Here is a 26,618-nt window from a genome sequence, read left to right as displayed (position 1 = left end):
GGTCAGGGCGCCGGCGCCGTCCGGGCCCTCGCCGGGGGGGGCCGGGGCCCCCCCCGCCGACAGCACCCGCCGCCGCGTCAGCGGCATACCGGATGCGGCCGGGCGGCGGTCCCCGCGCCGCTCACCTGGCAAGATCACCTCGCGAGCGTAACCCGCCTGACCTGCGCCCCCGCGGATCCGCGCGGCGCTCGGCGAGCCGGGCCGGGACGCACGCCGCCCCAGCCCGGCGGCCCGCGGCTCAGCGGGCGTAGACCTCCAGCTTCCACGTCCCGGCCGGCTTCACGCCCTTCATCAGCTTCGCCAGCGCGGCGTCACCGGTGCCGGGCACCCTGGCCACCTCGGCCGGCAGCACGGCGATGTCGATGGCGTCCGTCCCGTCCCCGGCCTCGGCGTCCCAGACGACGCCCGTCGACTCGGCGGCCTCGCATTCGACGACCTTCGCGCGGCCGGCGATCCGGACCACCGCGTGCGCCGCGCCGTCCACGCACGTCACCCGCAGCCGCAGCGCCTTGCCGCGTTCCTTGAGCGGCACCCTGCGGCCGCGGCCGTCAGCGGTGCCCGTCGCCCGGCCCAACACCTTCAGCCCGGTAAGGGGCGGCTGCGGGGCCCGGGAGCCGAAGGAGGAGTCCCTCATCATCTTGCAGGTCTCGGACGCGCAGGGCCCGCTGTAGACCCGCAGGCTCCACGCGCCCGGTACCGGCGCGCGCGCGGCGAGGAACCGGTTGAAGGCGCCGGGCAACGAGCCGTCGGGCAGCTTGCTCGCCACCGCCACCGGCAAGACGGCCGTCTCGATGGTGATGGGGACCCCGGGCGTGGTGAGCATGTAGCTCGACCCGCCGCAGCCGGTGCTCGCCATCCCGTGCGTCACGTCGTACCACGTGGCGTCGCGCTCGCAGCGGGCCGTGTACATGGTGAAGGGGCCGGTCGGGATGAGGGTGACGCGCCCGATCCGCCCGAACTCGGCGAACCGCACCTCCTTCACCGGCTTCAAGCCCTCCATCGAGCGGCTCTTCGGGAAGGCGGCGTTGGTGACGCCCGACATCGCCGGCGCCAGCACCTCCCGGTTTTGCGCCTCGGGGCCGTCCTTCTGCTGGACGATCCCGAAGGACGTCCCGGCCACCAGCACCATGCCGAGGGCCGCGGCGGCGACGCGCAGGCGGTTGCCGCGGCGGACGCGGCGGCGGACGCCGTCCAGCAGGTCCGGCGAGGGGACGCCGCGGGCGCTCTCGGCCTCCATGACCTCGGTCAGGTCCTTCAGGTCGTGGGCCATGCTCACTCCCCTCCCCGCGGTGCGGCGGCGAGGACGCCGGGATCGATCCGGAGCTTGGCGAGGGCCTTGCTGGTCTGGCTCTTCACGGTCCCGACCGAGCAGCCGAGGATCGCGGCGACCTGCGGCTCGGACAGGTCCTCGAAGAAGCGCAGCACCACCGTGGCGCGCTGGCGCTGCGGGAGCCGGCCGAGCGCGTCCCACAGCACGGCCTTGTCCTCGGCGGCGCCGATGCCGTCGGCCGGGTCGGGACCGTCCGGCGGCCGCTCGGTGGGCCGCTCGCCGCGCCAGCGCCGCTTCGCCCACGAGGCGTGCGTGTTGACGAGGATCCGGTACACGTAGGGGTCGGGGTTGTCCCCGACCCTCCGCCACACCCGCCACGCCTTCACCAGCGCCGTCTGCAGCAGGTCCTCCGCCTGGCCCCAGTCACGGCACAGCAGGTAGGCGGTCCTGAGCAGGCGCGGCGAGCGCTCCGTCACGTACGCCGCGTAGTCCGGCCGCTCGCGCATCCGACCTCCCAGTAGACCTTCCGACGACATCTACCGGTCGGCCGGCCGCAATGGTTGCCCGCGCGGCGCGGTTATTTTCCGCTCTTGGCCCTTGCCTTGCCCTTCCCGCTCTTCTTCTTCGGCGCGGGGCTCTCCGCGGCGGCCTTCTTGCCTTTCTTCGCAGCCTTCGCCGGAGCCTTCGCAGGCGCCTTCTCGGCGGCGGCCTTCTTGCCCTTCTTGGGCTTCTTCGGACGGGCGGGGGCGTCCTCGACGACCTGCGCCGCCTCGGCGGGCGCGGCCTCGGCCGGGGACTCGGCCCCGTCGGAATCGGTGGTCCGGGCGACGCGGTTGCGGAAGGTCTGGCCGAACCGGAACGTCGGGACGAGCGCGGCGGGCACCTCGACGGCCGCCCCGGTGCGCGGGTTGCGGGCGCTGCGCGCCGGGCGGGAGGACCGGTCGAACGCGCCGAACCCGGTGACGACGACGCGTTCCCCGGCCGACACCGCCTCCATGACCGCCTCGAACACGGCGTCGACGTGCCGGCGCGCGACCGCCTCGTCGCCGTCCGCCCGTTCCGCCACGGCCTTGACCAACTCGCTGCGATTCATGCGCCCTGCCTCCATTGCGGCTTTTCGTGCGCTCAGGCTAGCCCAGCGTGACCGCCGAAATCCCTGGATACGGCCGGATTTCCAGGTCGGCCGGGCGACGGGACGCCGCTCGGGGTCACGGTTGGTAGCGGTAGCCCATGCCGGGTTCGGTGAGCAGGTGGCGGGGACGGGTCGGGTCCGGTTCCAGCTTGCGGCGCAGCTGGGCCATGTACTGCCGCAGGTAGTGCGTCTCGCGGGTGTAGGACGGGCCCCACACCTCGGTGAGCAGCTGTCCCTGGCTGATGAGCTTGCCCGGGTTGCGCAGCAGGATCTCCAACAGGTGCCATTCGGTGGGGGTGAGCCGGACGGGCGTGCCGTCCCGCGCGGTGATGGTCTTGGCGGCGAGGTCGACGGTGTGCGCGCCGACGGCGGCGGTCGGCGCCTCCTCGCCGGGCGCGGCGCGGCGGCCGACGGCGCGGATCCGGGCGATCAGCTCCTCGATGGTGAACGGCTTGGTGACGTAGTCGTCGGCGCCCGCCTCCAGGGCCTCGACCTTGTCCTGGCTGCCGGCCCGGCCGGACAGCACGATGATCGGGGTGCGGGTCCAGCCGCGCAGCCCGTGGATCACCTCCAGGCCCTCGATGTCGGGGAGACCGAGGTCCAGCACGATCAGGTCGGGACGCCAGTCGCCGGCGCGGCGCAGCGCGGTGGTGCCGTCCGCGGCGGTCTCCACCTCGTAGTGGCGGGCGCGCAGGTTGATGCGCAGCGCCCGCAGGATCTGCGGTTCGTCGTCGACCACCAGCACGCGCGTCATGACGCTCCATTCTCCCGGACGGGCAGGTCGACGATCATCGTCAGGCCGCCGCCGGGGGTGTCCTCGGGGATCAGCTCCCCGCCCATCGCCTCGGTGAGGCCGCGCGCCAGGGCGAGGCCGAGGCCGACGCCGGTGTGGTTGTCGCGGTCGTCCAGCCGCTGGAACGGCTGGAAGACGCGGTCCCGGTCGGCGGCCGGGATGCCGGGGCCGCGGTCGGCGATCCGCAGCTCGACCCGGTCGCGCAGCGCCCCCGCCGTGATCAGGACGGGCGGGCCCGGCGGGTTGTAGCGCAGCGCGTTGGAGATCAGGTTGACCAGCACGCGCTCCAGCAGCGCCGGGTCCGCCTCGATCTCGGGGAGGTCGCCGGGGATCGCGACGCTGACGTGCCGGGCGGCGGCGCCGATCTCGTCCAGGGCGCGCGGGACGACCTCGTCCAGCGCGAGCGGGCGGGCGGCCATGCCGAGCACGCCCGCCTGCAGCCGGCTCATGTCGAGGAGGTTGGCGACGAGCCGGTCGAGCCGGTCGAGGGACTCCCCGGCGGTGTCGGCGAGCTCGGCGCGCTCCTCGGCGGTCCAGTCGATCTCGGTGTTGCGCAGGCTCTCGACGGCGGCCTTGGCGGACGACAGCGGGGTGCGCAGGTCGTGGCTGACGGCGCTGAGCAGCGCGGTTCGCATCCGGTCGACGGCCTCCAGCGGGCGGGCCCGCTCGGCCTCGGCCTCCAGCCGGCGGCGCCGCAGCGCGGCGGCGGCCTGCGCGGCGAACGCCTCCAGGACGCGCCGGTCCCCGGCGGGCAGCGGGCGGCCGCGCAGGGCGAGGGCGAGGTCGTCGCCGACGGGGATCTCGGTGTCGCCCTCTTCCGGGGCGGTGCAGGGCCGCCCGCCGGCGGTGGTGACGACCTGCCAGCGCGGCGGGTCCCCCGTGCGCTCCAGCAGCGTCACCGAGTCGAGGCCGAACGTCTCGCGGAGCCGGCCGAGCAGCGCGTCGAGCTCGCGCTCGCCCCGCAGCACGTTCCCGGCGAGGGTGGACAGCACCTCGGCGTCCGCGCCGAACCGGGCGGCCTCCCGCGAGCGCCGCGCGGCGAGGTCCACCACCCCGCTGACCCCGGCCGCGACCAGCAGGAACACCGCGAGGGCGATCAGGTTCTCGTGCTGGGCGATGGTGAGGGTGTGCAGCGGCGGCGCGAAGAAGAAGTTGAGCAGCAGCGAGCCCGCGACCGCGGCCAGCAGCGCCGGCCACAGCCCGCCGGCGAGCGCGACCGCGACGACCGCCGCGAGGAAGAACATGATCTGGGTGGGCAGCGAGAACGACCCGCGCAGCGCGGTCAGCGCGACGGTGAGCAGCGGCAGGCCGACGACGGCGAGCGCGTACCCGGTGAGGCGCCGCCGCAGCGGCAGGTTCGGCCCGCCGTCGTTGGGCCGGCGCAGGCTCCGGTGCGCGTGCTCGTGGGTGACCATGTGCACGTCGATCGGCCCGGACAGCGCGGTCGTGGTGACGCCGACGCCCGGGAGCAGCGCCCGCGACACCCGGCTGCGCCGCGACACCCCCATGACCAACTGCGTCGCGTTCACCGCGCGGGCGAACTCCAGCAAAGCGCGCGGCACGTCGTCGCCGACGACCTGGTGGTAGGTGCCGCCGAGGTCCTCGACGAGGTTGCGCTGACGGGCGAGCAGCGCCGGTCCCGCGCCGGCCAGCCCGTCGCCGCGGGTGACGTGCACGGCCAGCAGGTCGGTGCCCTTGGTGCGGTCGGCGATGCGGGCGGCACGGCGGATCAGCGTGTCGCCCTCGGGGCCGCCGGTGAGCGCGACCACGACGCGCTCGCGGGCCTCCCACGTCCGGGCGATGCCGTGGTCGGCGCGGTACCGGTCGAGCTGCTCGTCGACCTTCCCGGCCAGCCACAGCAGCGCCAGCTCCCGCAGAGCGGTGAGGTTGCCGACGCGGAAGTAGTTCGACAGCGCCGCGTCGACCTTCTCCGGCGCGTACACGTTGCCGTGCGCCATCCGGCGGCGCAGCGCCTCCGGCGCCATGTCGACCAGCTCCACCTGGTCGGCGCGGCGGACCACCTCGTCCGGCAGCGTCTCGCGCTGCGCGACCCCGGTGATCTCCTCCACGACGTCGTTGACCGACTCCAGGTGCTGGACGTTCACCGTGGAGATCACGTCGATGCCGGCGTCGAGGATCCGCTCGACGTCCTGCCAGCGCTTGCCGTCGCGGCCGCCCGGGACATTGGTGTGCGCCAGCTCGTCGATCAGCGCGACCGCCGGGGCCCGGTCGATCACGGCCTGCGCGTCCAGCTCGGTGAAGGTCGCGCCGCGGTGGGGCACGGTTCGGCGCGGGACGATCTCCAGCCCGTCCAGCAGCGCGGCGGTGCGCGGCCGGCCGTGCGTCTCGACGTAGCCGACGACGACGTCGGTGCCGCGCTCCAGTCGCCGCCGCCCCTCGCACAGCATGGCGTAGGTCTTGCCCACGCCGGGAGCGGCCCCGAGGTAGACGCGGAGCCGCCCCCTGGCCATGATCCCGTCCCCCTTCTCAGCCCCGGACCGGGGCCGTCTCGTCGAGTGCGATGTTGAGCTTCAGGACGTTCACCGCCGGGTCGCCCATGAACCCGGCGGCGCGCCCGGTGGTGTTCGCGTCGATCAGCCGGGCGACCTCGGCGGCGGGCAGCCCGCGCACCCGGGCGACCCGCGGCGCCTGCAGCCGCGCGTAGGCAGGCGAGATGCCGGAGTCCAGGCCGCTGCCACTGGCGGTGACGGCGTCGGACGGGACGACCGGCCGCGCCGGGGCGTTCCCCCGCACGGGCACGATCACGCTCTCGCGGTAATCCTGTCCAGCGGCGGCGCATTGCACCCTGACACCACGGTATTCGGACCGGAACGGCGTCGCCGGGCAGGGCTCGTTGACGCTGATCACGCGGGTCGGGTGGGCGACGGTCCCGGCGGCGTCGCGGGGGCCGAACACCGATAGCACGGCGCCCGCCCCGCCCGGCGTGCAGTAGGGACGGCGGCCGTCCACGCCCTCCAGCTCACCGACCGCCTTGCTGCGCGCGCACACCTGGGACAGCAGGCTCGGGCCGCCCTTGGTGTCGACGATGTTCTCGGGGCCGAGGTTGCTCGCACCGGACGAGGTCGGGTCGTAGCCGTCGCCGGCGGCCGACGGGCGGCTCTGGAAGTACTGCTTCAGCGGCCGTCCCTGCGCGTCGGTGAACGACTGCCCGATCAGCGCGCTGCCGACCCGGCGGCCGTCCGCGCTCACGTAGGAGCCGTCGGCCTTGGCCTTCAGCCCGGGCAGCTGCGCGATCGCGGTGACGGCCAGCGGATACAGGACGCCGCAGACGGCGGTGAGGACGAGGAGTGCCCGCAGCGCGGCGGCGTGCCGGCGCAGCAGGTTCTGGAACATGCCCATCAGGAGATCCCCGGAACGAGTTGGACGAGCAGGTCGACGGCCTTGATCCCGGCGAACGGGGCCATGACGCCGCCGAGCCCGTAGACGAGCAGGTTGCGGTTGAGGAGCTTGGACGCCGAGCCCGGCCGGTACCGGACGCCGCGCAGCGCCAGCGGGATCAGCGCGACGATCACCAGCGCGTTGAACACGACGGCGGACAGGACCGCCGACTGCGGGCTGTGCAGCCGCATGACGTTGAGGGCGTCCAGGCCCGGGTAGAGGCCGGCGAACAGCGCCGGGATGATCGCGAAGTACTTGGCGATGTCGTTGGAGATCGAGAAGGTCGTCAGCGCGCCGCGGGTGATGAGCAGCTGCTTGCCGATCTCCACGATCTCGATGAGCTTGGTGGGGTCGGAGTCCAGGTCGACCATGTTCCCGGCCTCCTTGGCGGCCGAGGTGCCGGTGTTCATCGCGACGCCGACGTCGGCCTGGGCGAGCGCGGGCGCGTCGTTGGTGCCGTCGCCGGTCATCGCGACCATCCGGCCGCCGGCCTGCTCGCTCTTGATCAGGGCCATCTTGTCCTCCGGCTTGGCCTCGGCGAGGAAGTCGTCCACGCCGGCCTCGTCGGCGATGGCCTTGGCGGTCAGCGGGTTGTCGCCGGTGACCATGACCGTCCGGATGCCCATGGCGCGCATGCGCGCGAACCGCTCCCGCATGCCCTGCTTCACGACGTCCTTGAGGTGGACGACGCCGAGCACCCGCGCCTTGCCGCCGTCCTCGGCCTCGCCGACGACCAGCGGCGTGCCGCCGGACGCGGAGATGCCGTCGACCACTCCCCCGAGTTCGGCCGGGACGGTGCCGCCCTGCTCGCGGATCCACGCCGACACCGCGCTCGCGGCGCCCTTGCGGAGCCGCCGGCCGTCGACGTCGACGCCGGACATCCGGGTCTGCGCGGCGAACGGGATCCACTCGGCGTGCGCCAGCTCCCCCGGGTGGCGCTCGCGCAGCCCGTACGCGGTCTTGGCGTGCACGACGACCGAGCGGCCCTCCGGCGTCTCGTCCGCCAGGCTCGACAGCTGCGCCGCGTCGGCCAGCTCGGCGGCGGTCACGCCGCCGACCGGGATGAACTCCGACGCCTGCCGGTCGCCGAGGGTGATCGTGCCGGTCTTGTCCAGCAGCAGCGTGTTGACGTCGCCGGCGGCCTCGACGGCGCGTCCGGACATGGCGAGGACGTTGCGCCGCACCAGCCGGTCCATGCCCGCGATCCCGATCGCCGACAGCAGCGCGCCGATCGTGGTGGGGATCAGGCAGACCAGCAGCGACACCAGGACGATCCCGGTGACGCCGTGCGGGCCGAGGGCGGCGCCGGCGGACGCGCCGGGGTGCTGCGCCCACGCGTAGATCGCGAACGGCTGGAGCGTGGCGGTGGCGATGAGGAACGCGAGGGTCAGCGCGGCGAGCAGGATGTTCAGCGCGATCTCGTTCGGCGTCTTGCGTCGCGCCGCGCCCTCGACCAGCGCGATCATCCGGTCCACGAACGACTCGCCGGGCTTCTGGGTGATCTTCACGACGATCCGGTCGGACAGCACCCGGGTGCCACCGGTGACGGCGCTGCGGTCGCCGCCGGACTCGCGGATGACCGGCGCGGACTCGCCGGTGATCGCCGACTCGTCCACGCTGGCGATGCCCTCGACGACGTCGCCGTCACCCGGCACGGTCTGCCCGGCCTCCACCACGACGATGTCGCCCTGCCGCAGGTCGGTGGCCGGCACCTCCTCCTCGGAGCCCTCTTCGGTGCCGGGCTTCCAGCCGGTGAGGCGGCGGGCGGCGGTGTCCTGCCGGGTGCGGCGCAGCGAGTCGGCCTGCGCCTTGCCGCGGCCCTCGGCGACCGCCTCGGCCATGTTCGCGAACAGCACGGTCAGCCACAGCCACACCGCGGTCGCGACGGCGAACGCCGACGGGTCGCGGACCGCGAGGACGGTCGTCCAGAGCGCGCCGATCTCCACGATCAGCATCACGGGGTTGCGCCACATCGCCCGCGGGTCGAGCTTGCGGAACGCGTCCGGGAGCGCGGCCCGGACGGCGGGCGGGACCCTGCCGGAACGTACAGAGGCGGACATCAGCGGATCCCTTCTGCCAGCGGGCCGAGGGCCAGCGCCGGGAAGAACGTGAGCGCGACGAGGACGAGCGTCACGCCGGCGACCATGCCGACGAACTGGGGGCGGTGCGTCGGCAGCGTCCCGGCGGAGACCGGGACGGGCGTCTGGCGGGCCAGCGACCCGGCGAGCGCCAGCACCAGGACGATCGGCAGGAAGCGGCCGAGCAGCATCGCCAGCCCGAGCGCGACGTCGTAGAACGGGGTGTTCACGGTGAGGCCCGCGAAGGCGGAGCCGTTGTTGTTGGACGCGGAGGTGAAGGCGTACAGCACCTCGGAGAAGCCGTGCGGGCCGCCGTTCAGCATGGACGCGCGCGGCCCGGGGAACGCCATCGCGATCGCCGTCCCGACCAGCACGAGCGCGGGGGTGACCAGGAAGTACAGCGACGCCAGCTTCATCTCCCGGGCGCCGATCTTCTTGCCGAGGTACTCCGGCGTCCGGCCGACCATCAGCCCCGCCACGAACACCGTGATGATCGCCAGGATCAGCATCCCGTACAGGCCGGAGCCCACCCCGCCCGGCGCGACCTCGCCGAGCATCATGTTCAGCATCGCCATGCCGCCGCCGAGGCTGGTGTAGGAGTCGTGGAAGGAGTCGACGGCCCCGGTCGAGGTGAGCGTGGTGGCGGTGGCGAACATCGCCGAGTCGACGATCCCGAACCGCGTTTCGGTACCCTCGGACGCCGCTCCGACGGCCTGCGGGACGGTGCCGTGGTGGGCGACCTGCGCGGCCGTGGTGGCGCAGATGCTCAGCACCGCGAGCACGCCCATCACCGCCACGATCGCGTAGCCCTGCCGCTTCTGCCCGACCATCCGGCCGAACGTGCGGGGCAGCGCCGAGGCGATGACCACCAGCAGGAAGATCTCGATCCAGTTCGTCCAGGCGGTGGGGTTCTCGAACGGGTGCGCGGAGTTGGCGTTGTAGAACCCGCCGCCGTTGGTGCCGAGTTCCTTGATCGCTTCCTGGGAGGCGACGGGCCCGCCGGTGATGGTCTGGGGATGTCCGGCGAGCGTGCCGACCGTGTGCGGATCGGCGAAGTTCTGGACGACGCCGCCCGCGACCAGCACCACCGCGGCGACGACCGCGATCGGCAGCAGGATGCGAAGGACGCCGCGGGTCAGGTCCACCCAGAAGTTGCCGAGGTTCCCGGTCCGGCGCCGCGCGAGGCCGCGGACGAACGCCATCGCGACGGCCATGCCGACGGCCGCCGACACGAAGTTCTGCACGGCCAGGCCGGACATCTGCACCAGGTGGCCCATCGTGGACTCGCCCGAGTACGACTGCCAGTTGGTGTTCGTCACGAAGCTGACGGCGGTGTTCCAGGCGACGTGGTCCGGGACGTTCTTCATGCCGAGGCTCAGCAGCAGGTGGCTCTGCAGCCGCTGCAGCCCGTACAGCACGAGCACCGAGACCAGGGAGAACGCCAGCACGCTGCGCGCGTAGGCGCCCCACGCCTGCTCGGCGCCGGGGTCCACGCCCATCGTCCGGTAGAGGGCGCGCTCCACCCGCCAATGCTTCGTGGACGAGTAGACGCGGTGCATGTGGTCGCCCAGCGGCACGTGGACGGCGGCCAGCGCGAGCAGCAGGGAGCCGATGAAGACGGCCCCCGCGGTCGTGGCGCCCATCAGAACCGCTCCGGGAACAGCAGTGCCGCGATCAGGAAGACCACGAGGAGCACGGCCAGCACCAGGCCGACGGCGTTGTCGACGGTCACAGCCGCCCCACCGCCTTCGCGACCAGGCCGAGCAGCGCGAAGACCGCGACGGTCAGCGCCACGAGCAGCAGATCAGTCATGAGCCTCAGAAAACACCTGCAACCAGGGCAAATACGGCTTCTTGACGCGTTCCCTACGCCCCCGCGCCCGATCTTCACGCGTTCGCTACGCGCCCCGCCCCGGGCGCCCCGCCTCGGGGACGCCCGGCGCGCCCCCGGAGGCGGCGCGCCCGGCTCCGGCCAGTCGTGTCCGCCCCGGCGCGGGCCGGAGTAGGCTCGCGTCACCGAGCCGGTGACGAGGCGTGAGGGAACCGTCCAGTGAGCGTGATCAACGTCGGGCAGTCCGTCGTCCTCGGCATCGTCGAGGGCCTGACCGAGTTCCTGCCGGTCTCCTCGACCGGGCACCTGAAGATCGTCGAGGGGCTGATGGACGTCCCGGTGGACGACAAGGGCGTCGTCGGGTTCACCGCCGTCATCCAGGTCGGCGCCATCGCCGCCGTCCTGGTCTACTTCTTCGCCGACATCGTCCGGATCGTCGGGGCCTGGTTCAGGGGCCTGGCGAACAAGGAGGAGCGGTACCACCACGACTACAAGTTCGCGTGGTGGGTCATCTTCGCCACCGTCCCCGTCGTCATCGTCGGGGTCGCCGCCAAGCCGCTCATCGAGGGGCCGCTCGCGTCGCTGTGGGTGGTGGCCGGCTCGCTGATCGCCGGCAGCGTCGTGATGTGGCTCGCCGACCGGTTCGGCCGCAACAAGCGCGGCGAGGACGACACCGGCTTCCGGGACGCGATGCTCGTCGGCTCCTCGCAGATCCTCGCGCTGCTGTTCCCCGGCTTCTCCCGGTCCGGCGCGACGATCTCGACGGGGCTGCTGCTGAACCTCGACCGCCTCGCCGCCACCCGCCTCTCGTTCTTCATGGGCATCCCCGCGCTGACCGGCGCCGGCCTGTACGAGCTGCCCGGCGCCCTCGGGTCCGGCGAGGGCGCGCTGCCGCTCGCGATCGGCACCGCCGTGTCGTTCGTGGTCGCCTACGCCTCGATCGCCTGGCTGCTGCGGTTCGTCGCGCGGCACACCTTCACCGCGTTCGTGGTGTACCGGGTCGTGATCGGCCTGCTGCTGTTCGGACTGCTCGGGGCCGGGACGCTGAACGGCTGACCGGGAGTACGCCGGTCCCCGGAGGAACGCCGGCCGGGACCCGGCACGCCCGGCCGGGGGGTACCCGTGATCTTCGACACGGCCGTGCGGCAGACTGGCGACCGTCCGCACGGCCGGCCGCGGACCGCGCGTCCGACCGTGTCCCCATCCGCATACGGAGCGTTGCGCTGACATGACAGACCAGATGCAGGCCGGGACCGTCACGATCACCGGCCACGGCAAGGCCGAGCTCGAGGCGTACCTGGCCCGCCCGCTCGGCGACCGGCCGCGCGGCGGCGTGGTCGTGATCCACCACCTGCCCGGCTACGACGAGGGCACCAAGCAGATCACCCGCACCTTCGCCGCGCGCGGGTACGCCGCGATCTGCCCGAACCTGTACTCGCGGGAGGGCAGGGGCGTCAGCCCCGACGACCAGGCCGCCGCCGCCCGCGCCAAGGGCGGCGTCCCGGACGAGCAGCTCGTCGGGGACGTCGCCGGCGCCGCCGCGCACCTCAACTCGCTGGAGGGCGCCAACGGCAAGGCCGGCGTGATCGGGTACTGCTCGGGCGGCCGGCAGGCGTTCCTCGCCGCGGTGTCGCTGGACCTCGACGCGGCCGTCGACTGCTACGGCGCCTTCGTCGTGAAGGACCCGCCCGCGGACTTCCCGCTGCAGGCCAAGTCGCTGATCTCCAGGGCCGGCGACCTGTCCTGCCCGCTGCTCGGGCTGTTCGGCGAGGACGACAAGTTCCCCGCGCCCGACGAGGTCGCCGAGCTGGACGCGGAGCTGACCAGGCTCGGCAAGGAGCACGAGTTCCACAGCTACCCGGGCGCCGGGCACGCGTTCTTCTCCGTGGAGCGGACCGCCTACCGGCCCGAGGCCGCCGTCGACGGCTGGAAGCGGATCCTCGACTTCTACGGCCGGCACCTCGCGTCCTGAAGGAGGACCCCCGCATGTGCACCTACCAGACCCACAAGGTCGAGCTGGCCGGGGCCGCCAAGGGCGCGTCCGGCTGGTTCACGCTCACGAACGGGGCGGTCTACGTCGACCACCCGTTCCATTCGACCAACGAGCACACGCTGAACATCGACTTCACGAACCCGTCCGACGGGCCGTCCGCGCGGGTCGCGGTCGAGCTGACGGAGGAGGCGGCGCTCGCGCTCGTCGAGGCCATCCAGAAGGCCCTCGCGTCGGCGCCGCCCGGCATGGCCGCCGCCGCCGGGCCGCGCAGCGCCTGAGCGCACGCCGCCGGGCCCCGGCGGCGTTCCGCTCGGTTCATTTCATAGTAAATCGGTCGGAATAGTTGCATAGAGGGTGCCCGCCGTGTTCTCCTACCGGCATGCGCCTCCGGCCCCGCCTCGTCCGCCGCCGCCACGTGGACCTGCTCCGCGTGACGGCCGCGCGCTGTCCGGCCTGACGATCCCGCCCGCGGCCTCCGCCGAGGACCCGCCCGCGGAACTCCGCCCGCCCGTCCCGTCCCCCGAGGCCGCGCGCCTTCACCGAGGCGCGCACGCCGCCCCTGCACGAGGAACACGTCCCTCCATGCACAGATTCAGCAGACCCCTGCCCACGAAACCCCTGCTCAGCAAGCCCCTGCTCGGCAAGCCGTTGCTCAGCACGGTCGCGGCCGCCGTCGCGCTCGCACCGGCCGCCGCCGGCTGCGGGGCCTCCGCGCGGGGCGCCACGAGCACCATCAAGATCGGCTACTTCCAGGGCGCCGTCGCCGGGCCCGAGTCGGTCGTGGTGGCGAACAAGGACCTGGCCGGCAAGGTGCCCGGAACGATCCAGCTCCGGCCGATCGACAGCGGCGTCGCCGGCATGGCCCAACTGCGCGCGGGCGCGTTCCCGTTCGTCGCCGGGGTCGGCAATCCGCCGTTCACCGGCGCCTTCACCAACGGCACCGATGTGAAGGCCGTGTACGTCGAGGGCATCGACGCCTCCGGCCTGGCCGTCAACGACAAGATCAAGGGACCGGGCGACCTGCGGAAGGTCGGCGTGCTGGTCGGGTCCACGCTGGACTTCCAGCTGCGCGGCTGGCTGAAGTCGCGGGGCCTGGCCGGCAAGGTGCAGGTCGCCGGCTTCGCCAGCGAGGCCGCCGAGGCCGCCGCCTGGAAGGCCGGGAAGATCGACTCGGTCTACATCAGCCAGTCGTTCCTGCTCGAACTGCAGAAGCACAAGGCCCGGGTGCTGGTGCGGTCGACCGACATCGCCGCGCTCGGCTTCGCGGCGGTCAACATGCTCGCGGTGTCCTCGCAGTACGCGCGGCAGCACCCGGACGTGGTGCAGGCGCTCGTCTGCCAGATGTCGAAGGCGGAGACGCTGGTGAAGGGCCCGCAGGCCGAGCGCTACATCCGTCCCGCGGCCAAGTTCGTCGGCGTCACACCGGAGGACGCGATCGCCGCGACGAAGACCTACCCCTACATCCCCGCCTCGGAAGAAGCGTCGTGGCTGAAGGGCCCGGACGGGACGGCGGCGACCGGCAGGCTCGCCCAGAACTTCAAGCTGACGGCCGAGTTCCTCGTCACGCAGGGCCGCGCGAAGAGCGTGCCGGATCCGCAGAAGATCGCTCAGCACATCGATCCGGGCTTCTGGGACAAGGCCCAGTCGGGAGGCTGCAAATGAGCGCCGTCGAAACGAGCCCCGCGATCGCCGCGGCGGACGTCGCCGACGAGCCGGCCGGGGTGCGGCTGCGGGACGTCCGCAAGACCTTCAGCCGGCGGCGCCGTCCGGGGCGTCCCGCGCTGGACGGGGTGACCCTGGACGTGCGGCCGGGCGAGTTCCTGTGCCTGCTCGGGCCGTCCGGCTGCGGCAAGTCCACGCTGCTGAACATCATCGCCGGGTTCACCGAAGCGGACTCCGGCGAGGTGCTGGTCGGCGGCCGGCCGGTCACCGGCCCGGGCCACGACCGGGGCGTGCTGTTCCAGACGCCGAACCTGTTCCCGTGGCTGACGACCTGGCAGAACGTCCTGTACGGGCCGAAGGCGCGCGGCGCGCTGACGCCGCGCGTGCGGGAGGAGGCCGAGCGGCTGCTGGAGACCGTCGGGCTCGCCGACGCCCGCGACGCCTACCCGCACGAGCTGTCCGGCGGGATGCGGCACCGCGCCGCGTTCGCGCGGGTGCTGGTCAACCGTCCGGGCGTGCTGCTGATGGACGAGCCGTTCGGCGCGCTGGACGCCATCACCCGCGCCGCCATGCAGCGGTTCCTGCTGGAGCTGTGGCAGAAGCACCGCACCACCATCGTGTTCGTCACGCACGACGTCGAGGAGGCGGCCCTGCTCGGCGACCGGGTGTGCGTGCTGTCCGCGCCGCCCGGCGGCACCAAGGACGTCATCGACATCGAGCTGCCGCGGCCCCGCGCCTACGAGGACACCGAGACGCTCGCGTTCGTGAACGCCAAGCGGAGCATCCGGGAGGTGCTGGAGCGATGACGACCACGGCCGAGGCCCCCGCGGCCACCGCCTCCCCCACCCGACCGGCCGGCCGGCCGCGCTCGTGGCGGCGGGTGTGGACGGGCGCGGGCGCGATCGCCCTCGCCCTGCTGGTCTGGCAGATCGCCGCGCTCGTGATCGGCGACACCGTCACGCTGCCGACCGTCACCGAGACCGCCCGGACGCTCGCCGAGTACCTCGGCAAGCCGTATCCGGAGGTGCAGGGCAAGACGCTCGTCGCGGACGCGCTGATCAGCACCGGGCGGATCCTCACCGGATTCCTGCTCGGCACCGCCGCCGGCCTCGCGCTCGGCGCGTCCATGGCCGGGGTCCGGGTGGTCCGCGAGCTGGCCGACCCGCTCATCGCGATCATGCGGCCGCTGCCGCCGATCGCGTTCATCCCGCTGCTGGTGGTGTGGTTCGGCATCGGCGAGACCTCGAAGATCGCGCTGATCTTCTTCGGGGTGCTGCCGGTGGTGACGGTCGCGACGCTCGGCGCGCTCGACGCCGTCCCGCCCGACCTGCTGAACGCCAGCCGCAGCCTGGGCGCCTCGCAGCTGCACACGATGCTGCACGTGCGGCTGCGCGCGGCGGTGCCCGGCGTCATCACCGGGATGCGGATCGCGATGGGCGGCGCGTGGACCGCCATCATCGCCGCCGAGATGATCGCCGCCACCGGCGGCGTCGGCTACCTGATCCTGCAGGCCGGCAACTACCTCCAGACTCCGCTGATCTTCAGCGGGATCGCCGAGATCGCCGTGCTCGGCTTCGCCTTCGACGGCCTGCTGCGGCTGCTGCTGCGGCTGGCCGACCCCACCGCCCGCCGCTAGACAAGGGAGAGGACCATGACCGAATTCCGCCGCATCGGCGGCCGCATCGGAGCCGAGTACACCGGCACCGACCCGAACGAGCTGCCCTTCGAGGAGGTCAACGACGCGCTGCTGGCCCACAAGGTGCTGGTGTTCCGGGGCGCCGGCCTCGACGACGAGGGCCAGCTCCGCTTTGCCGCCCGGTTCGGGGAGCTGACCAGGGCGCACCCGACCGTCCCGTCCGTGGACGGGCAGCCCGACATCCTCCCCGTGAACGGGGAGGAGGGCATCCGGTCCAACAACTGGCACACCGACGTCACGTTCGTCCGGACGCCGCCGAAGCTCAGCACGCTGCGCGCCCTGGTCGTCCCGCCGTACGGGGGCAACACGCTCATCGCCAACTCCGCCGCCGCCTACCGGGACCTGCCCGAGCAGCTGCGGGACTTCGCCGACCGGCTGTGGGCCGCGCACACCAACGACTACGACTACGCGGTGCCGCGCAGCAACACCGACAAGGCGCTGGAGTACCGCAAGGTGTTCACCGCGCGCCGCTACGAGACCGCCCACCCGGTCGTGCGGGTGCATCCGGAGACGGGCGAGCGCGGCCTGTTCATCGGCGGGTTCGCGCAGAAGATCGTGGGGCTGTCCGGCACCGAGTCGCGCGACATCCTGCGGCTGCTGCAGCGGTACGTGACGCGCCCGGAGAACATCGTGCGGGTGGCGTGGAACCCCGGCGACCTCGTGCTGTTCGACAACCGCATCACCCAGCACTACGCGCCGGACGACTACGGCGACCTGCCGCGCAAGCTTCACCGCGTGACCGTCGCCGGCGACGCGCCGGTGGGCGTGGACGGCGGGACCAGCTACATCATCCAGGGCGACGACGCCGGGCACTACACCCCGGCCGCGGCCGCCACCGCCGCCGCCTGACGTCCGCGAGGCGCCGTGCCAGGGCTCGTGGCCCTGGCACGGCGTCTTTCCCACCCCTGTCGAGGATCCCGCCGGCACGGCCTCCGGCGAATGCGCCCGTCCGCTTACATGCTGTCACCCCAAGGCAAGGTCATTGCCTGTTGTAGTCACCCTGAAGCTGTGAGTAACTGGTTCCGGCCGACCACGCCATGATCCAGCGAGGGGACCGACGATGGACGAGTGCAGCGTTGCCCGCGGACCCGGCTGCGGGACGGACGGGCCGCCGCGCACGGCCGGAGCCGACTCCGCGGCGGCCGAGCGGGTGAGCCGGTTGCTGTCCGGGCCCAGCGGCCTCGGCACGTCGGCGGCGCGCATCCTGGACGCGCTCCGCACGGCCCCGCCCCCGCCGTCCGCCCCGGCCCCCGCGACGCCGGAGCCGGACGTCCTCGCCCCTGACGCCCTCGCGCCGGAAAGCCCCGAACCGGCCGTCCCGGAGCCGGAGGCCGCCCTCCCGGTCCTGCCGACGCCGTTGCCGAGCCCGACCCGCCTGGGCGGCCTCTTCTCGCCGGGATACGCCGAGCGCGAGTGGGGCGACGGCTCGTTCCCGCCGCTGTACTGCCCGCTGACCGCGCGGATCGACGACGACCTCGCCCGGGTGGTCAACGACCGGCTCGTCGAATGGGCCGGCGAGGTCGGGATCTACGCCGACCAGCTGGACAGGTTCCGCGACACCGGGTTCGGGCGACTGGCCGTCCTCGCCCACCCCGAGACCGACGACGTCGACGCGCTGCTGCTCGCCGCCAAGATGAACGCCGCCTGGTGGGCGTGCGACGACTACTACGCCGACGAGAGCGACCTCGGCGCCACCCCCACCGAGCTGCCGCCGCGGCTGGCGCTGGTGATGTCGGCGATGGACCCGCCGCCGGACGCCGGCGGCTACAGCCTCCGGCTGGACGAGGCCGTGCGGTCCGATCCCGTGCTGGTCGCGCTGCGCTCGGCCACCGCGCACCTGAAGCGCCACTCCGGGCCGTCGCAGCTCATGCGGATCCTCAACACCACGTTCCAGATGTACGTGAGCTGGACCGCCTACGCGGCCTGGCGGCACCTCGGCGAGCTGCCGCCGGTGTGGCGCTACCTCGCCGCCCGCCAGCACGACAGCTTCTACACGTCCATGACGCTGATCGACGTCGTCGGCGGCTACCAGCTGGACGCCGACCTGTTCTACGAGCCGCGCGTGCACCGCGCGGTGATGCAGGCGGGCACCGCCTCGGTCATCGTCAACGACCTGCACTCGGTGGAGCGCGAGGCCGCCGACGACCTGCCGGACTGCAACGTGGTCCTGCTGATCGCCGAGGAGGAGGGCTGCCCGCTCGAGGACGCGGTCCGGACGGCCGTGGCGATGCACAACGACTTCGTCCACGGCTTCGAGGACAGCCAGCGGGAGCTGGCCGCGGTCCCGTCCGCCGAGCTGCAGCGCTTCCTGCTCGGCGTGCAGAGCTGGATGGGCGGCTGCCTCGAATGGCACGGCGCCTCCGACCGCTACAAGTGACGCTCCGCTCCCCCGCCCGTCGGCCGGAACCGATGAGCCGACCAGAACCGATGACCCGAACCCACGAGAAAGGATCACCGGATATGACCGCGACCCAGGAGTCCCCGGTCCTCAGCAGCCTCTACCAGCACTCGGTGGCGGACTACTGGAACGCCGAGCGCAACCCGGTCAATCTGCGGCTCGGCGAGGTGGACGGGATCTACCACCACCACTACGGCATCGGCGCCGTGGACTGGACGGTGATGGACGGCCCGGCCGAGACCCGCGAGCAGCGGACCATCGCCGAGCTGCACCGGCTGGAGAGCGCCCAGGCGGACCTGCTGATGAGCCACCTCGGCCCGGTCAAGGCGCCCGACCGGCTGATGGACGCCGGGTCCGGCCGCGGCGGGTCCAGCCTGGTGGCCAACCAGCGGTTCGGCTGCCGGGTGGACGGGGTGTCGATCTCCGAGGCGCAGGTCGCGTTCGCCAACGAGCAGGCGGAGCGGCGCGGCGTGGCCGACAAGGTGCGGTTCCACTTCAAGAACATGCTCGACACCGGCTTCGAGACGGGGGCGTTCCAGGCGATCTGGAACAACGAGAGCACGATGTACGTGGAACTCGGCCTGCTGTTCGCCGAGCACTCGAGGCTGCTGAAGCGCGGCGGCCGCTACGTGTGCATCACCGGCTGCTACAACGACGCCTACGGGCTGCCGTCCCGGGCGGTCAGCGAGATCAACGCGCACTACATCTGCGACATCCACCCGCGCAGCACCTACTTCCGGGAGATGGCGGCGAACCGGCTCGTCCCGGTGAGCGTCGTCGACCTCACGGCCGCGACGATCCCCTACTGGGAGCTGCGGGCCAAGTCGACGCTGGCGACCGGCATCGAGGCGGCGTTCCTGGACGCCTACAAGGGCGGCAGCTTCCAGTACCTGCTCATCGCGGCCGACCGGGTCTGACCTGGGAGGTGTGGGGCGCACCCCCACCATCGAGCTGATTTCCAGAGAGGGGGGCGGCCCGCCGGTGGGGGCACCGGCGGGCCGCGGGGGTTCCTGATCGGGGCGGGAGGGGCGTCAGCTCGCCAGGAAGGTGCGGACGGAGCTCAGCACCACCGTGTCGGTGAGGTAGGTGAGGTGGTTCTCGCAGGCCACGTAGTTGTTGGTGGCGCCGCTGAGCATGGTGCTGGTGTAGGGGTTGATGACGCCGTCGCAGGGCGAGTACCAGGTGGCGTACTTGGTGTCGCCGGGCGTCTCGTCACCGGAGGCGAGCGTCTGGATGAACGACGAGCCGGGCGACATCTGCTGGCAGGTCGTGTAGATCAGGCAGGCGTAGGCGGCGGTGGTGCCGTGGTTGGCGCCGGCGAGGGAGGCCAGGTGCTTCACGTACTGCTGGCCGCCGAGCTGCTTGATGTACCACCAGCTGACGAGCCCGCCCATGGAGTGGTTCACGATGTCGACCTTGGACGCGCCGGTCTGCGCCCGCACCTGGTTCACGTAGGAGGCCAGGCTGGCGGCGTTGGTCTTGTTGTCGCCGTAGGAGTTGTAGTTGAAGGCGAACATCTCGTTGCTGCTGTAGCCGGCCGCGGCGAACACCGCCTCCGCGGTGACCCAGTTGGACGCGCTGCCGGTGTAGCCGTGGACGAAGACCACGGGCGTGTGCCCGGCCGCATGCGCGGGCGCGCTCACGCCGACGACGGCACCGAGCACGGTGACCGCCGCCGTCAGGAGTGTGCCGAGAATCCGGCGCATCTGCTCCTCCTCGGGGGTGGGGGTTTCGTCACCGAGTGTCGGTGCGGTCGCCGGTCACCGCATCGGCGAAATCACCGGTCTCGCGTCTCCGGTGCCTGCTCACGCTGGAACGTCGCGTAGAGCCACCAGAGCGACGGCAGGAGCAGCAGCGCGCCGACGCCGAGGGAGGCGAGGCTCGCGACGAGGACGGAGTCGGTGGCCGCGGCCTGGTCGAGGTCGACGCCGGGCAGCAGGTGCGGGTACTGGCCGACGCCCCATCCCCACAGCAGGCCGACGACGGCGAGCGCGGCGGTGGCGCGGACGGCGACGTACGCGCGCCGCCACAGCAGGACGATCGACGCGATCCCGGCCGCGATCGACACCACGAGCAGCGGCAGCCCGCGCCCGGAGGTCAGCCCGGTGAACAGCCGCGGCGCGTCGGCGTGCAGGACGGCGAGACCGCCGCCCGACAGGACGCCGACCACCGCGCCCGCGGCCAGCGCCCGCCGCCGGAACCGCTCGGACAGCTCGGGGTGCCCGCCGCGCTCGGCGTCCCGGGTGAGGTAGACGGCGGCGAGGTAGGCGGCGACGCCGACCGCGAGACCGCCGCTGATCAGCGAGGTGGGGTTCACCCAGCTCGTCACGAGGCCGCCCTTCGCCAGCCCCGGCGGGACGCGGAACGAGGCGATCGCGCCCGCCACCGTGCCGAGGAAGAACGGGGTGACGAGCGAGGAGAACGCGAACGTGAAGCCGAACAGCCGCTGCTGCCACAGCGCCGTGCTGGCCTTGCGGAACGCGAACGCGGCGCCGCGCGCGATGATGCCGAGCGCGGCGAGCGTCAGCGGGATGTAGAGGGTGGAGGCGAGCGCCGCGAACACCGCCGGCACGCCCGTCCAGGCGACCACGAGGACGAAGATCAGCCAGACGTGGTTGGTCTCCCACACCGGGCCGATGGAGTGCTCGATCTGGGCCCGCTGCGGCCGGCCGCGCTCGCTGCCGCCGGCGAGCAGGTCCCAGACGCCGCCGCCGAAGTCGGCGCCGGCGAACAGCACGTAGGCGCTGAGGCCGATCCACAGCACGGCGAGCAGGATCGCGGCCGCCACGGGTCAGACCACCGTGAATCCGGTGACGTCCTGCTCCTGCGGCGCGATCGGCACGGGCTTGTCGCGGGCCATGCGCCGCAGCACGTACACCGACGCGACGGTGAGCACGGCGTACACGATCCCGACCAGCGCGGCGCCCCAGACCAGGCCGGGCGCCGGGTTGACGGCGTCGGCCGTCCGCAGGACCCCGTAGACGATCCAGGGTTGCCGTCCGACCTCCGTGACCGCCCATCCCGATTCGAGCGCGCCGACGGCGGCCGCGCCCGACACCGAGGTGGCCAGCAGGAACCACCGGGTGCGGGGCATGTCGCGGCGGCGCCACCAGTACAGGCCGAGCCAGAGCGCCAGCAGCAGCATCGCGAAGCCGAGGCCGACCATCACCTGGAAGCCCCAGTGCACGATGTTCACCGGCGGGCGGGCCTCGGGCGGCACCGTGTCCAGGCCGACGACCTCGGCGTGCGGGTCGGCGTACGCCAGCAGCGACAGCCCGTCCGGGATCCCGATCGCGTAGCGCAGCTCGCCGTCGACGGCGACGCCGGCGATGTGCAGCGGGACGCCCCGCGCGGTCTCGAACACGCCCTCCATCGCGGCGAGCTTGATCGGCTGGTGGTCGGCGACGAACCGCGCCGCCCAGTCGCCCACGACGACCTGCGGCAGCGCGACGACGGCGGCGACGGTGAACGGCAGCAGCAGGCCGAGCCGGTGGTAGCGGTCGCGGCGCCCGCGCAGCATCGCCACCGCGTACACCGACGCGATCCCGAACCCGGCGACCATGAACGCGGCGAGGATCATGTGGACGGTCTGGGACGGGAACGACGGGTTGAACATGGCCCGCCAGGGGTGCACCTCCACGATGCGGCCGTTCACCGCCCGGAAGCCGACGGGCGCCTGCATCCACGCGTTCGCGGTCACCACGAAGAACGCGCTGAGCACGCCGGCGACGACGATCGGCACGCCGGACAGCAGGTGCTTCACCGGACTCAGCCGGTCCCACGCGTACAGGTACAGGCCGAGGAAGATCGCCTCGATGAAGAACGCGATGCCCTCCAGCGAGAACGGCAGCCCGATGACCTGCCCGTAGACGCCCATCATCCCGGGCCACAGCAGGCCCATCTCGAACGACAGGATCGTCCCGGACACGGCGCCGACGGCGAACAGCACGCCCATCGCGCGGCCCCACCGGCGCGCGAGCAGCCGATAGTTGGCGTCGCCGGTGCGGTGGCCGCGCCATTCGGCGATCAGGGTGATGGCGGGCATGCCGACCCCGAGGCAGGCCAGTACGATGTGCCAGCCGAGCGAGACCGCCATCTGCGTCCGCGCGGCCACCAGGTCGCCCGGGGTCGCGCCGGCCGCCAGCCAACCCATCACGGTCACGTGCCGCTCCCCCGGATTCCGTCCGCGCATCGGTCCGGCGGGGTCGTACCCGGGGCGCCGCGCGGCGACGCGGCGGCCGGGACGATCATGGGCGGCCGTTGACCATTCCGGGCGTCAGCCCTGGGCGCGGCGGGCGCGGGCGCGGCGCTTGCCCTCGTGCATCGCCTGGACGCGGGCGATCGGGATGGTGTGCCCCTCCTCGACCAGGTCGGCGGGGAGCGGGCGCGCGGCGGGCATCAGCTCGGCCCAGGGGTCGCGGTCGGCGAGCAGGCGGGCCGCCGTGCGGATGGTGAAGGCGTGGGGATCGGCGCCGTCGAGGTCGTCCCAGGGGACGGGGAACGACACCGGGGTGCCGGGCCTGATGCGCGGGCTGTAGGCGGCGGCGACCGTCGCGCCGCCCGCCCGGGTCGAGTCGAGGAACACCTTGCCGGCGCGGTCCTCGCGGATGAACGCCGTGGTGGCGAGGGCCGGGTCGAGGCGTTCGGCGCGGGCCGCGAGCGCGCGGGTCGCCGCCGCGGCGTCGTCGGCGGCCGTCCGGCCGTCGAGCGGCACGAAGACGTGCACGCCCTTGGACCCGCTGGTCTTCACCGCGCCTTCGAGCCCGCAGCCGTCGAGCGCGCGGCGCACCAGGTGGGCGGCGCCGACGACGGCGGAGAACGGGCCGCCCTCCGGCGGGTCGAGGTCGATCACCAGATGGGCGGGCAGGCCGGGGTCGGCGGCGAGGGCGAGCGGCGGGTGGTACTCCACCGCGCGCTGGTTGGCGAACCACAGCAGCGTCCGGCGGTCGTCGCAGAGCGCGTAGGACACCTCCCGTTGCGAGGTCTCGGCCCACACCGTGACCCGCCGCACCCAGGGCGGCGTGTACTTGGGCAGGTTCTTCTGCATGAAGGGCTTCTGGCCGCGCAGCACGCGGATGACGGACAGCGGACGGCCCGCCAGCTGCGGGACGAGCCGGTCCGCGACGGCGTCGAGGTAGTCGACCAGGTCGCGCTTGGTCGCCTCGGCCCCGTCGAACAGCGGCTGGTCGAGGTTGGTCAGCCGGACACCGTCCCGCTCCTCTTCTGCGCTCACACCCCCACCTTCGCACGCGCCTCCGACAGGCCGGTCGGGTAGCGTCGTGGCGTGTACATTCCCGCCCATTTCGCGGCCGATGACGGCGCGGTCCGCGACCTGCTCCACGGCTGCGGCGCGGCCGACCTCGTCACGAGCACGCCGCGCGGCCTCGTCGCGACGTTCCTGCCCGTCCTGTACGACCCGGACGCCGGCGAGCACGGCGCGCTCCTGGCGCACGTCGCCCGCAACAACGACCAGTGGAAAGAGCCCGCGCAGGGCGAGTCGCTGTTCATCGTGCACGGGCCCGACGCGTACGTGACGCCGTCGTGGTACGCGTCCAAGGCCGAGCACGGGCGGGTCGTGCCGACGTGGAACTACCTCACCGCGCACGTCTACGGGCGGCTGGTCGTCCATGACGACCCGGAGTGGCTGGACTCGCTGGTGCGGCGGCTCACCCGCAAGCACGAGGCGGGCCGGACGGACGCGTGGTCGGTGGACGACGCGCCGCCGGAGTACATCGCCGGGCAGTTGCGCGCGATCGTCGGGCTTGAGCTCGTCATCACCCGGATCGAGGCGAAGGCGAAGATGAGCCAGAACCGGCCGCTGGCCGACCGGGACGGCGTCGCCGCCGGCTACCTCGCCGACGGCGATCCGGTCATGGCCGAGGCCGTGCGCGCGGCCGCCGGGCCGGGGACGCCGCGGCGGTGAACGCCCGCACGGTCAGCCCGGTGCTCGTCGGGCGCGAACGCGAGTCCGCCGCGCTCGACGCCGCCTTCCGCGCCGCCCGCGGCGGCACGCCTTCGGCGGTGCTGCTCGGCGGCGAGGCCGGGGTGGGCAAGACCCGGCTGGTGGGCGAGTTCACCGCACGCGCCCGCGCCGAGGGCGCACGGATGCTGCTCGGCGGCTGCCTGGAGCTCGGCACCGAGGGGCTGCCGTTCGCGCCGTTCACCGCGGCGCTGCGCGGGCTCGTCCGCGACCTCGGCGTGGACGGCGTGCGCGGGCTGCTGCCCGCCGGCGCGGGCGACGGCCTCGCCCGGCTGCTGCCCGACTTCGGCGACGCCGACGCGGGCGCGTTCACCGGCGAGGCGCGGGCGCGGCTGTTCGAGCTGGTGCTGACGCTGCTGGAGCGGCTCGCCGCGGCCGGGCCGGTGGTGCTGGTCGTCGAGGACGCGCACTGGGCGGACGCCTCGACCCGCGACCTGCTGACGTTCCTGGTCCGCAACCTGAGCGGCGGCGACGACGCGCTGCTGGTCGTCGTGACGTACCGGACCGACGAGCTGCACCGCGCGCATCCGCTGCGCCCGGTGCTCACCGATCTGGAGCGCGTCGAGCACGTCACCCGGGTCGAGGTCGGGCGGCTCGGCCGGGACGAGGTGCGCGACCTCGTCCGCGGCATCCTCGGCGCCGAGCCGCCGGCCGGCGCGCTCGCGGACGTGTTCGAGCGCAGCGAGGGCAACCCGCTGTTCGTCGAGGCGCTGGTCGGCTCCGGCGGCGGCCGGGACCTGCCGGAGTCGCTGCGCGACCTGCTGCTCGGCGCCGTCCAGCGGCTGCCCGAGGACACCCAGGAGATCCTGCGGGTGGCGGCGGCCGGCGGCGCGCGGATCGAGCACGAGCTGCTCGCGGCGGTCGCCGGGCTGGACGATCGGGAGCTGACCCGCGGGCTGCGGCCCGCCGTCGCGGCCAACACGCTCGTGGTCGACGGCGACGGCTACGCCTTCCGGCACGCGCTCATCCGCGAGGCCGTCCACGACGACCTGCTGCCCGGGGAGCGGACCCGGCTGCACGTCCGGTACGCGCGGGTGCTGGAGGAGCGCCCGGAGCTGATGCCGGACCGGGCGCGGGCGGTGACGCTGGCGCACCACTGGCATGCCGCGCACGACGTCGTCCAGGCCCTGACCTCGGCGTGGCGGGCCGTCGGCGAGACCCGCCGGGCGCTCGCCTACGCCGAGGCGCTGCGGATGGCCGCCCGGGTGCTGGAGCTGTGGGAGCGGGTGCCGGACGCGGCGCAGCGCATCGGCGTCCCGCACGTCCAGGTGATGGAGGAGGCCGTCACGCTGGCCGACCTCGCGGGCGAGCCCGAGACCGGGGTCCGGCTGGCGACGGAGGCGCTGCGGCACGAGGAGGCGGCCGGCGACCCGATGCGGACGGCCCGCCTCTACGAGCTGCGCGGCATGATGCGGCTGCGGGCGGGCAGCGACAAGGCCCCGGCCGACCTGCGCGAGGCGGCCCGGCTGGTGCCCGCCGACCCGCCGTCCGCGGCGCGCGCCCGGGTGCTCGCGACGCTCGCCACGAAGATCGTCGGTCTGCAGGGCACCGGGCCGGAGGCGGACGCGGCGGCGCGGGAGGCGCTGGAGGTCGCGCGGGCCGTCGGCGAGACCGAGGTGGAGCTGTCCATCGAGCTGAACCTGGCCTGGCTCGACCTGTTCCGCGACGACGACCCCGAGGCGTTCTTCGCCCGGATCGGGCGGGTCGCCGCGCGGGCCTCGCAGGTCCGGGCCTTCGAGCCGCTGCTGCGCGCGTTCACCAACCACTCCGACGTGCTGGAGATGTACGGGCGGCACGCGGAGTCCGCCGAGGTGGCCGCCGCGGGCATCGCCCGGGCGGAGGAGTACGGGCTGGCCCGGTCGGCCGGCGCGCACCTGTCGGTCAACGCGGCGGAGCCGCTGGTGTCGCTCGGCCGGTGGGACGAGGCGCTCGGCGTGATCGGGCGGACGCTGCCGCGGATGTCGGCGGGCGTCATCCGGGCCGGGCTGCACAACCTGGCGGGGACGGTCGCGCTCGCGCGCGGCGACGTCGCCACCGCCGAGCGGCATGCCGCGCAGGCGCCGAAGCTCATCGCGCGGGGCGCGGCGCGGCGCGCGCAGAACCTGTTCCCGGTGTGCCGGCTGGACGCGGCGGTCGCGCTCGCGCAGGGGCGTCCGGCCGACGCGCTGGAGGCCCTCGGCCCGGTCCTCACCGACGTCGGCCTGCCCGACGACTCCCGGTACGCGCTGCCGGGGCTGGTGATGGCCGCGACGGCGTGCGCGGAGCTGGGCGACACCGGGGCGCTGGCCGCGGCGCGGGCCCGCCTGGAGGGGCTGCGGATCTACGGTCCGGTGCAGGCGGCGTACCGGCTGACGTTCGCCGCCGAGGCGGCGCGCGCCGTAGGCGTC

Annotated in this window: 24 protein-coding genes; 11 read left to right on the top strand and 13 right to left on the bottom strand. The window is 73.6% G+C overall.

Features of this window, described 5'->3' with window-relative positions; genetic code table 11:
• Positions 1–238 precede the first annotated feature (238 nt).
• From ABD296_RS41715 to kdpF, 9 genes are all read right to left on the bottom strand, one after another.
• On the bottom strand, positions 239–1,270 hold the full coding sequence (locus tag ABD296_RS41715) for a hypothetical protein (protein WP_344281264.1): 1,032 nt from the start codon (positions 1,268–1,270) through the stop codon (positions 239–241).
• 2 nt (positions 1,271–1,272) lie between these two features.
• Positions 1,273–1,776, bottom strand: a complete 504-nt coding sequence (locus ABD296_RS41710; protein ID WP_344281261.1) for a SigE family RNA polymerase sigma factor — start codon at positions 1,774–1,776, stop codon at positions 1,273–1,275.
• A 71-nt stretch (positions 1,777–1,847) separates the two neighbouring features.
• Positions 1,848–2,363 carry an HU family DNA-binding protein gene (locus tag ABD296_RS41705; RefSeq protein ID WP_344281258.1) on the bottom strand — a complete coding sequence of 172 codons (516 nt, stop codon included), beginning with the start codon at positions 2,361–2,363 and terminating at the stop codon, positions 1,848–1,850.
• A 115-nt stretch (positions 2,364–2,478) separates the two neighbouring features.
• Positions 2,479–3,156: a response regulator gene (locus ABD296_RS41700; protein WP_344281255.1), complete on the bottom strand. Its 678-nt coding sequence runs from the start codon at positions 3,154–3,156 to the stop codon at positions 2,479–2,481.
• Positions 3,153–5,666 carry a DUF4118 domain-containing protein gene (locus ABD296_RS41695; RefSeq protein ID WP_344281252.1) on the bottom strand — a complete coding sequence of 838 codons (2,514 nt, stop codon included), beginning with the start codon at positions 5,664–5,666 and terminating at the stop codon, positions 3,153–3,155. Before ABD296_RS41695 ends, ABD296_RS41700 begins: the two co-directional genes overlap by 4 nt.
• A gap of 16 nt (positions 5,667–5,682) precedes the next feature.
• Positions 5,683–6,555 (bottom strand): potassium-transporting ATPase subunit C, encoded by an 873-nt coding sequence (locus tag ABD296_RS41690; RefSeq protein ID WP_344281249.1) that lies wholly within the window; start codon positions 6,553–6,555, stop codon positions 5,683–5,685.
• Positions 6,555–8,654 carry a potassium-transporting ATPase subunit KdpB gene (kdpB, locus tag ABD296_RS41685; RefSeq protein ID WP_344281246.1) on the bottom strand — a complete coding sequence of 700 codons (2,100 nt, stop codon included), beginning with the start codon at positions 8,652–8,654 and terminating at the stop codon, positions 6,555–6,557. The genes ABD296_RS41690 and kdpB overlap by 1 nt, the downstream gene beginning before the upstream one ends.
• Positions 8,654–10,315, bottom strand: a complete 1,662-nt coding sequence (gene kdpA, locus ABD296_RS41680; RefSeq protein WP_344281242.1) for a potassium-transporting ATPase subunit KdpA — start codon at positions 10,313–10,315, stop codon at positions 8,654–8,656. The genes kdpB and kdpA overlap by 1 nt, the downstream gene beginning before the upstream one ends.
• On the bottom strand, positions 10,315–10,404 hold the full coding sequence (gene kdpF / locus ABD296_RS41675; RefSeq protein ID WP_285914484.1) for a K(+)-transporting ATPase subunit F: 90 nt from the start codon (positions 10,402–10,404) through the stop codon (positions 10,315–10,317). The genes kdpA and kdpF overlap by 1 nt, the downstream gene beginning before the upstream one ends.
• Before the next feature lie 317 nt (positions 10,405–10,721).
• Here kdpF and ABD296_RS41670 point away from each other — a divergent pair, with 317 nt between their 5' ends.
• The 9 genes from ABD296_RS41670 to ABD296_RS41630 all read left to right on the top strand — a co-directional run bounded on the left by ABD296_RS41670 (position 10,722) and on the right by ABD296_RS41630 (position 19,168).
• Entirely contained in the window at positions 10,722–11,558 is an 837-nt protein-coding gene (locus ABD296_RS41670; protein WP_344281236.1) for an undecaprenyl-diphosphate phosphatase, read from the top strand.
• A gap of 172 nt (positions 11,559–11,730) precedes the next feature.
• The gene (locus ABD296_RS41665) at positions 11,731–12,474 is read left to right on the top strand and encodes a dienelactone hydrolase family protein (RefSeq protein ID WP_344281233.1); all 744 of its coding nucleotides are present in this window, start codon (positions 11,731–11,733) and stop codon (positions 12,472–12,474) included.
• A 14-nt stretch (positions 12,475–12,488) separates the two neighbouring features.
• Positions 12,489–12,773 carry a DUF6295 family protein gene (locus ABD296_RS41660; protein ID WP_344281231.1) on the top strand — a complete coding sequence of 95 codons (285 nt, stop codon included), beginning with the start codon at positions 12,489–12,491 and terminating at the stop codon, positions 12,771–12,773.
• A gap of 304 nt (positions 12,774–13,077) precedes the next feature.
• Complete coding sequence (locus tag ABD296_RS41655; RefSeq protein ID WP_344281229.1) at positions 13,078–14,157, top strand: ABC transporter substrate-binding protein; 1,080 nt, start codon at positions 13,078–13,080, stop codon at positions 14,155–14,157.
• Positions 14,154–14,963, top strand: a complete 810-nt coding sequence (locus ABD296_RS41650) for an ABC transporter ATP-binding protein (RefSeq protein ID WP_344281226.1) — start codon at positions 14,154–14,156, stop codon at positions 14,961–14,963. The genes ABD296_RS41655 and ABD296_RS41650 overlap by 4 nt, the downstream gene beginning before the upstream one ends.
• Complete coding sequence (locus ABD296_RS41645) at positions 14,960–15,793, top strand: ABC transporter permease (protein WP_344281223.1); 834 nt, start codon at positions 14,960–14,962, stop codon at positions 15,791–15,793. Before ABD296_RS41650 ends, ABD296_RS41645 begins: the two co-directional genes overlap by 4 nt.
• Before the next feature lie 15 nt (positions 15,794–15,808).
• The gene (locus ABD296_RS41640) at positions 15,809–16,702 is read left to right on the top strand and encodes a TauD/TfdA dioxygenase family protein (protein WP_344281220.1); all 894 of its coding nucleotides are present in this window, start codon (positions 15,809–15,811) and stop codon (positions 16,700–16,702) included.
• Between the two features lie 211 nt (positions 16,703–16,913).
• Complete coding sequence (locus ABD296_RS41635) at positions 16,914–18,230, top strand: family 2 encapsulin nanocompartment cargo protein terpene cyclase (RefSeq protein ID WP_344281217.1); 1,317 nt, start codon at positions 16,914–16,916, stop codon at positions 18,228–18,230.
• Positions 18,231–18,313: 83 nt separating this feature from the next.
• Positions 18,314–19,168: a geranyl diphosphate 2-C-methyltransferase gene (locus ABD296_RS41630; protein ID WP_344281214.1), complete on the top strand. Its 855-nt coding sequence runs from the start codon at positions 18,314–18,316 to the stop codon at positions 19,166–19,168.
• A gap of 114 nt (positions 19,169–19,282) precedes the next feature.
• Here ABD296_RS41630 and ABD296_RS41625 read toward each other — a convergent pair whose 3' ends face one another.
• From ABD296_RS41625 to ABD296_RS41610, 4 genes are all read right to left on the bottom strand, one after another.
• A complete protein-coding gene (locus ABD296_RS41625) occupies positions 19,283–19,957 on the bottom strand; it encodes an esterase/lipase family protein (protein ID WP_344281211.1) in 675 nt (224 codons plus the stop codon).
• A gap of 71 nt (positions 19,958–20,028) precedes the next feature.
• Positions 20,029–21,039, bottom strand: a complete 1,011-nt coding sequence (locus ABD296_RS41620; protein WP_344281208.1) for a cytochrome d ubiquinol oxidase subunit II — start codon at positions 21,037–21,039, stop codon at positions 20,029–20,031.
• Between the two features lie 3 nt (positions 21,040–21,042).
• The gene (locus ABD296_RS41615; protein ID WP_344281267.1) at positions 21,043–22,404 is read right to left on the bottom strand and encodes a cytochrome ubiquinol oxidase subunit I; all 1,362 of its coding nucleotides are present in this window, start codon (positions 22,402–22,404) and stop codon (positions 21,043–21,045) included.
• A 123-nt stretch (positions 22,405–22,527) separates the two neighbouring features.
• The gene (locus tag ABD296_RS41610; protein ID WP_344281205.1) at positions 22,528–23,484 is read right to left on the bottom strand and encodes a DNA polymerase domain-containing protein; all 957 of its coding nucleotides are present in this window, start codon (positions 23,482–23,484) and stop codon (positions 22,528–22,530) included.
• Between the two features lie 51 nt (positions 23,485–23,535).
• On the opposite strand from ABD296_RS41610, the gene ABD296_RS41605 reads away from it, so the two are divergent.
• A complete protein-coding gene (locus ABD296_RS41605; protein WP_344281202.1) occupies positions 23,536–24,174 on the top strand; it encodes an FMN-binding negative transcriptional regulator in 639 nt (212 codons plus the stop codon).
• A partial coding sequence (locus ABD296_RS41600; RefSeq protein WP_344281199.1) for an ATP-binding protein occupies positions 24,171–26,618 on the top strand: 2,448 nt, incomplete at its 3' end. The genes ABD296_RS41605 and ABD296_RS41600, both read left to right, overlap by 4 nt.

This window comes from Actinomadura napierensis, assembly GCF_039529375.1.
Lineage (GTDB): Bacteria > Actinomycetota > Actinomycetes > Streptosporangiales > Streptosporangiaceae > Spirillospora > Spirillospora napierensis.
This window is presented reverse-complemented; position numbering and strand designations above follow the sequence as displayed.

Excerpts from the sequence above, each read along its gene's own strand:
- ABD296_RS41715 (WP_344281264.1), bottom strand. The coding sequence starts at position 1,270 with ATGGCCCACGACCTGAAGGACCTGACCGAGGTCATGGAGGCCGAGAGC.
- ABD296_RS41710 (WP_344281261.1), bottom strand. The coding sequence starts at position 1,776 with ATGCGCGAGCGGCCGGACTACGCGGCGTACGTGACGGAGCGCTCGCCG.
- ABD296_RS41705 (WP_344281258.1), bottom strand. The coding sequence starts at position 2,363 with ATGAATCGCAGCGAGTTGGTCAAGGCCGTGGCGGAACGGGCGGACGGC.
- ABD296_RS41700 (WP_344281255.1), bottom strand. The coding sequence starts at position 3,156 with ATGACGCGCGTGCTGGTGGTCGACGACGAACCGCAGATCCTGCGGGCG.
- ABD296_RS41695 (WP_344281252.1), bottom strand. The coding sequence starts at position 5,666 with ATGGCCAGGGGGCGGCTCCGCGTCTACCTCGGGGCCGCTCCCGGCGTG.
- ABD296_RS41690 (WP_344281249.1), bottom strand. The coding sequence starts at position 6,555 with ATGGGCATGTTCCAGAACCTGCTGCGCCGGCACGCCGCCGCGCTGCGG.
- kdpB (WP_344281246.1), bottom strand. The coding sequence starts at position 8,654 with ATGTCCGCCTCTGTACGTTCCGGCAGGGTCCCGCCCGCCGTCCGGGCC.
- kdpA (WP_344281242.1), bottom strand. The coding sequence starts at position 10,315 with ATGGGCGCCACGACCGCGGGGGCCGTCTTCATCGGCTCCCTGCTGCTC.
- ABD296_RS41665 (WP_344281233.1), top strand. The coding sequence starts at position 11,731 with ATGACAGACCAGATGCAGGCCGGGACCGTCACGATCACCGGCCACGGC.
- ABD296_RS41660 (WP_344281231.1), top strand. The coding sequence starts at position 12,489 with ATGTGCACCTACCAGACCCACAAGGTCGAGCTGGCCGGGGCCGCCAAG.
- ABD296_RS41655 (WP_344281229.1), top strand. The coding sequence starts at position 13,078 with ATGCACAGATTCAGCAGACCCCTGCCCACGAAACCCCTGCTCAGCAAG.
- ABD296_RS41650 (WP_344281226.1), top strand. The coding sequence starts at position 14,154 with ATGAGCGCCGTCGAAACGAGCCCCGCGATCGCCGCGGCGGACGTCGCC.
- ABD296_RS41645 (WP_344281223.1), top strand. The coding sequence starts at position 14,960 with ATGACGACCACGGCCGAGGCCCCCGCGGCCACCGCCTCCCCCACCCGA.
- ABD296_RS41640 (WP_344281220.1), top strand. The coding sequence starts at position 15,809 with ATGACCGAATTCCGCCGCATCGGCGGCCGCATCGGAGCCGAGTACACC.
- ABD296_RS41635 (WP_344281217.1), top strand. The coding sequence starts at position 16,914 with ATGGACGAGTGCAGCGTTGCCCGCGGACCCGGCTGCGGGACGGACGGG.
- ABD296_RS41630 (WP_344281214.1), top strand. The coding sequence starts at position 18,314 with ATGACCGCGACCCAGGAGTCCCCGGTCCTCAGCAGCCTCTACCAGCAC.
- ABD296_RS41625 (WP_344281211.1), bottom strand. The coding sequence starts at position 19,957 with ATGCGCCGGATTCTCGGCACACTCCTGACGGCGGCGGTCACCGTGCTC.
- ABD296_RS41615 (WP_344281267.1), bottom strand. The coding sequence starts at position 22,404 with ATGGGTTGGCTGGCGGCCGGCGCGACCCCGGGCGACCTGGTGGCCGCG.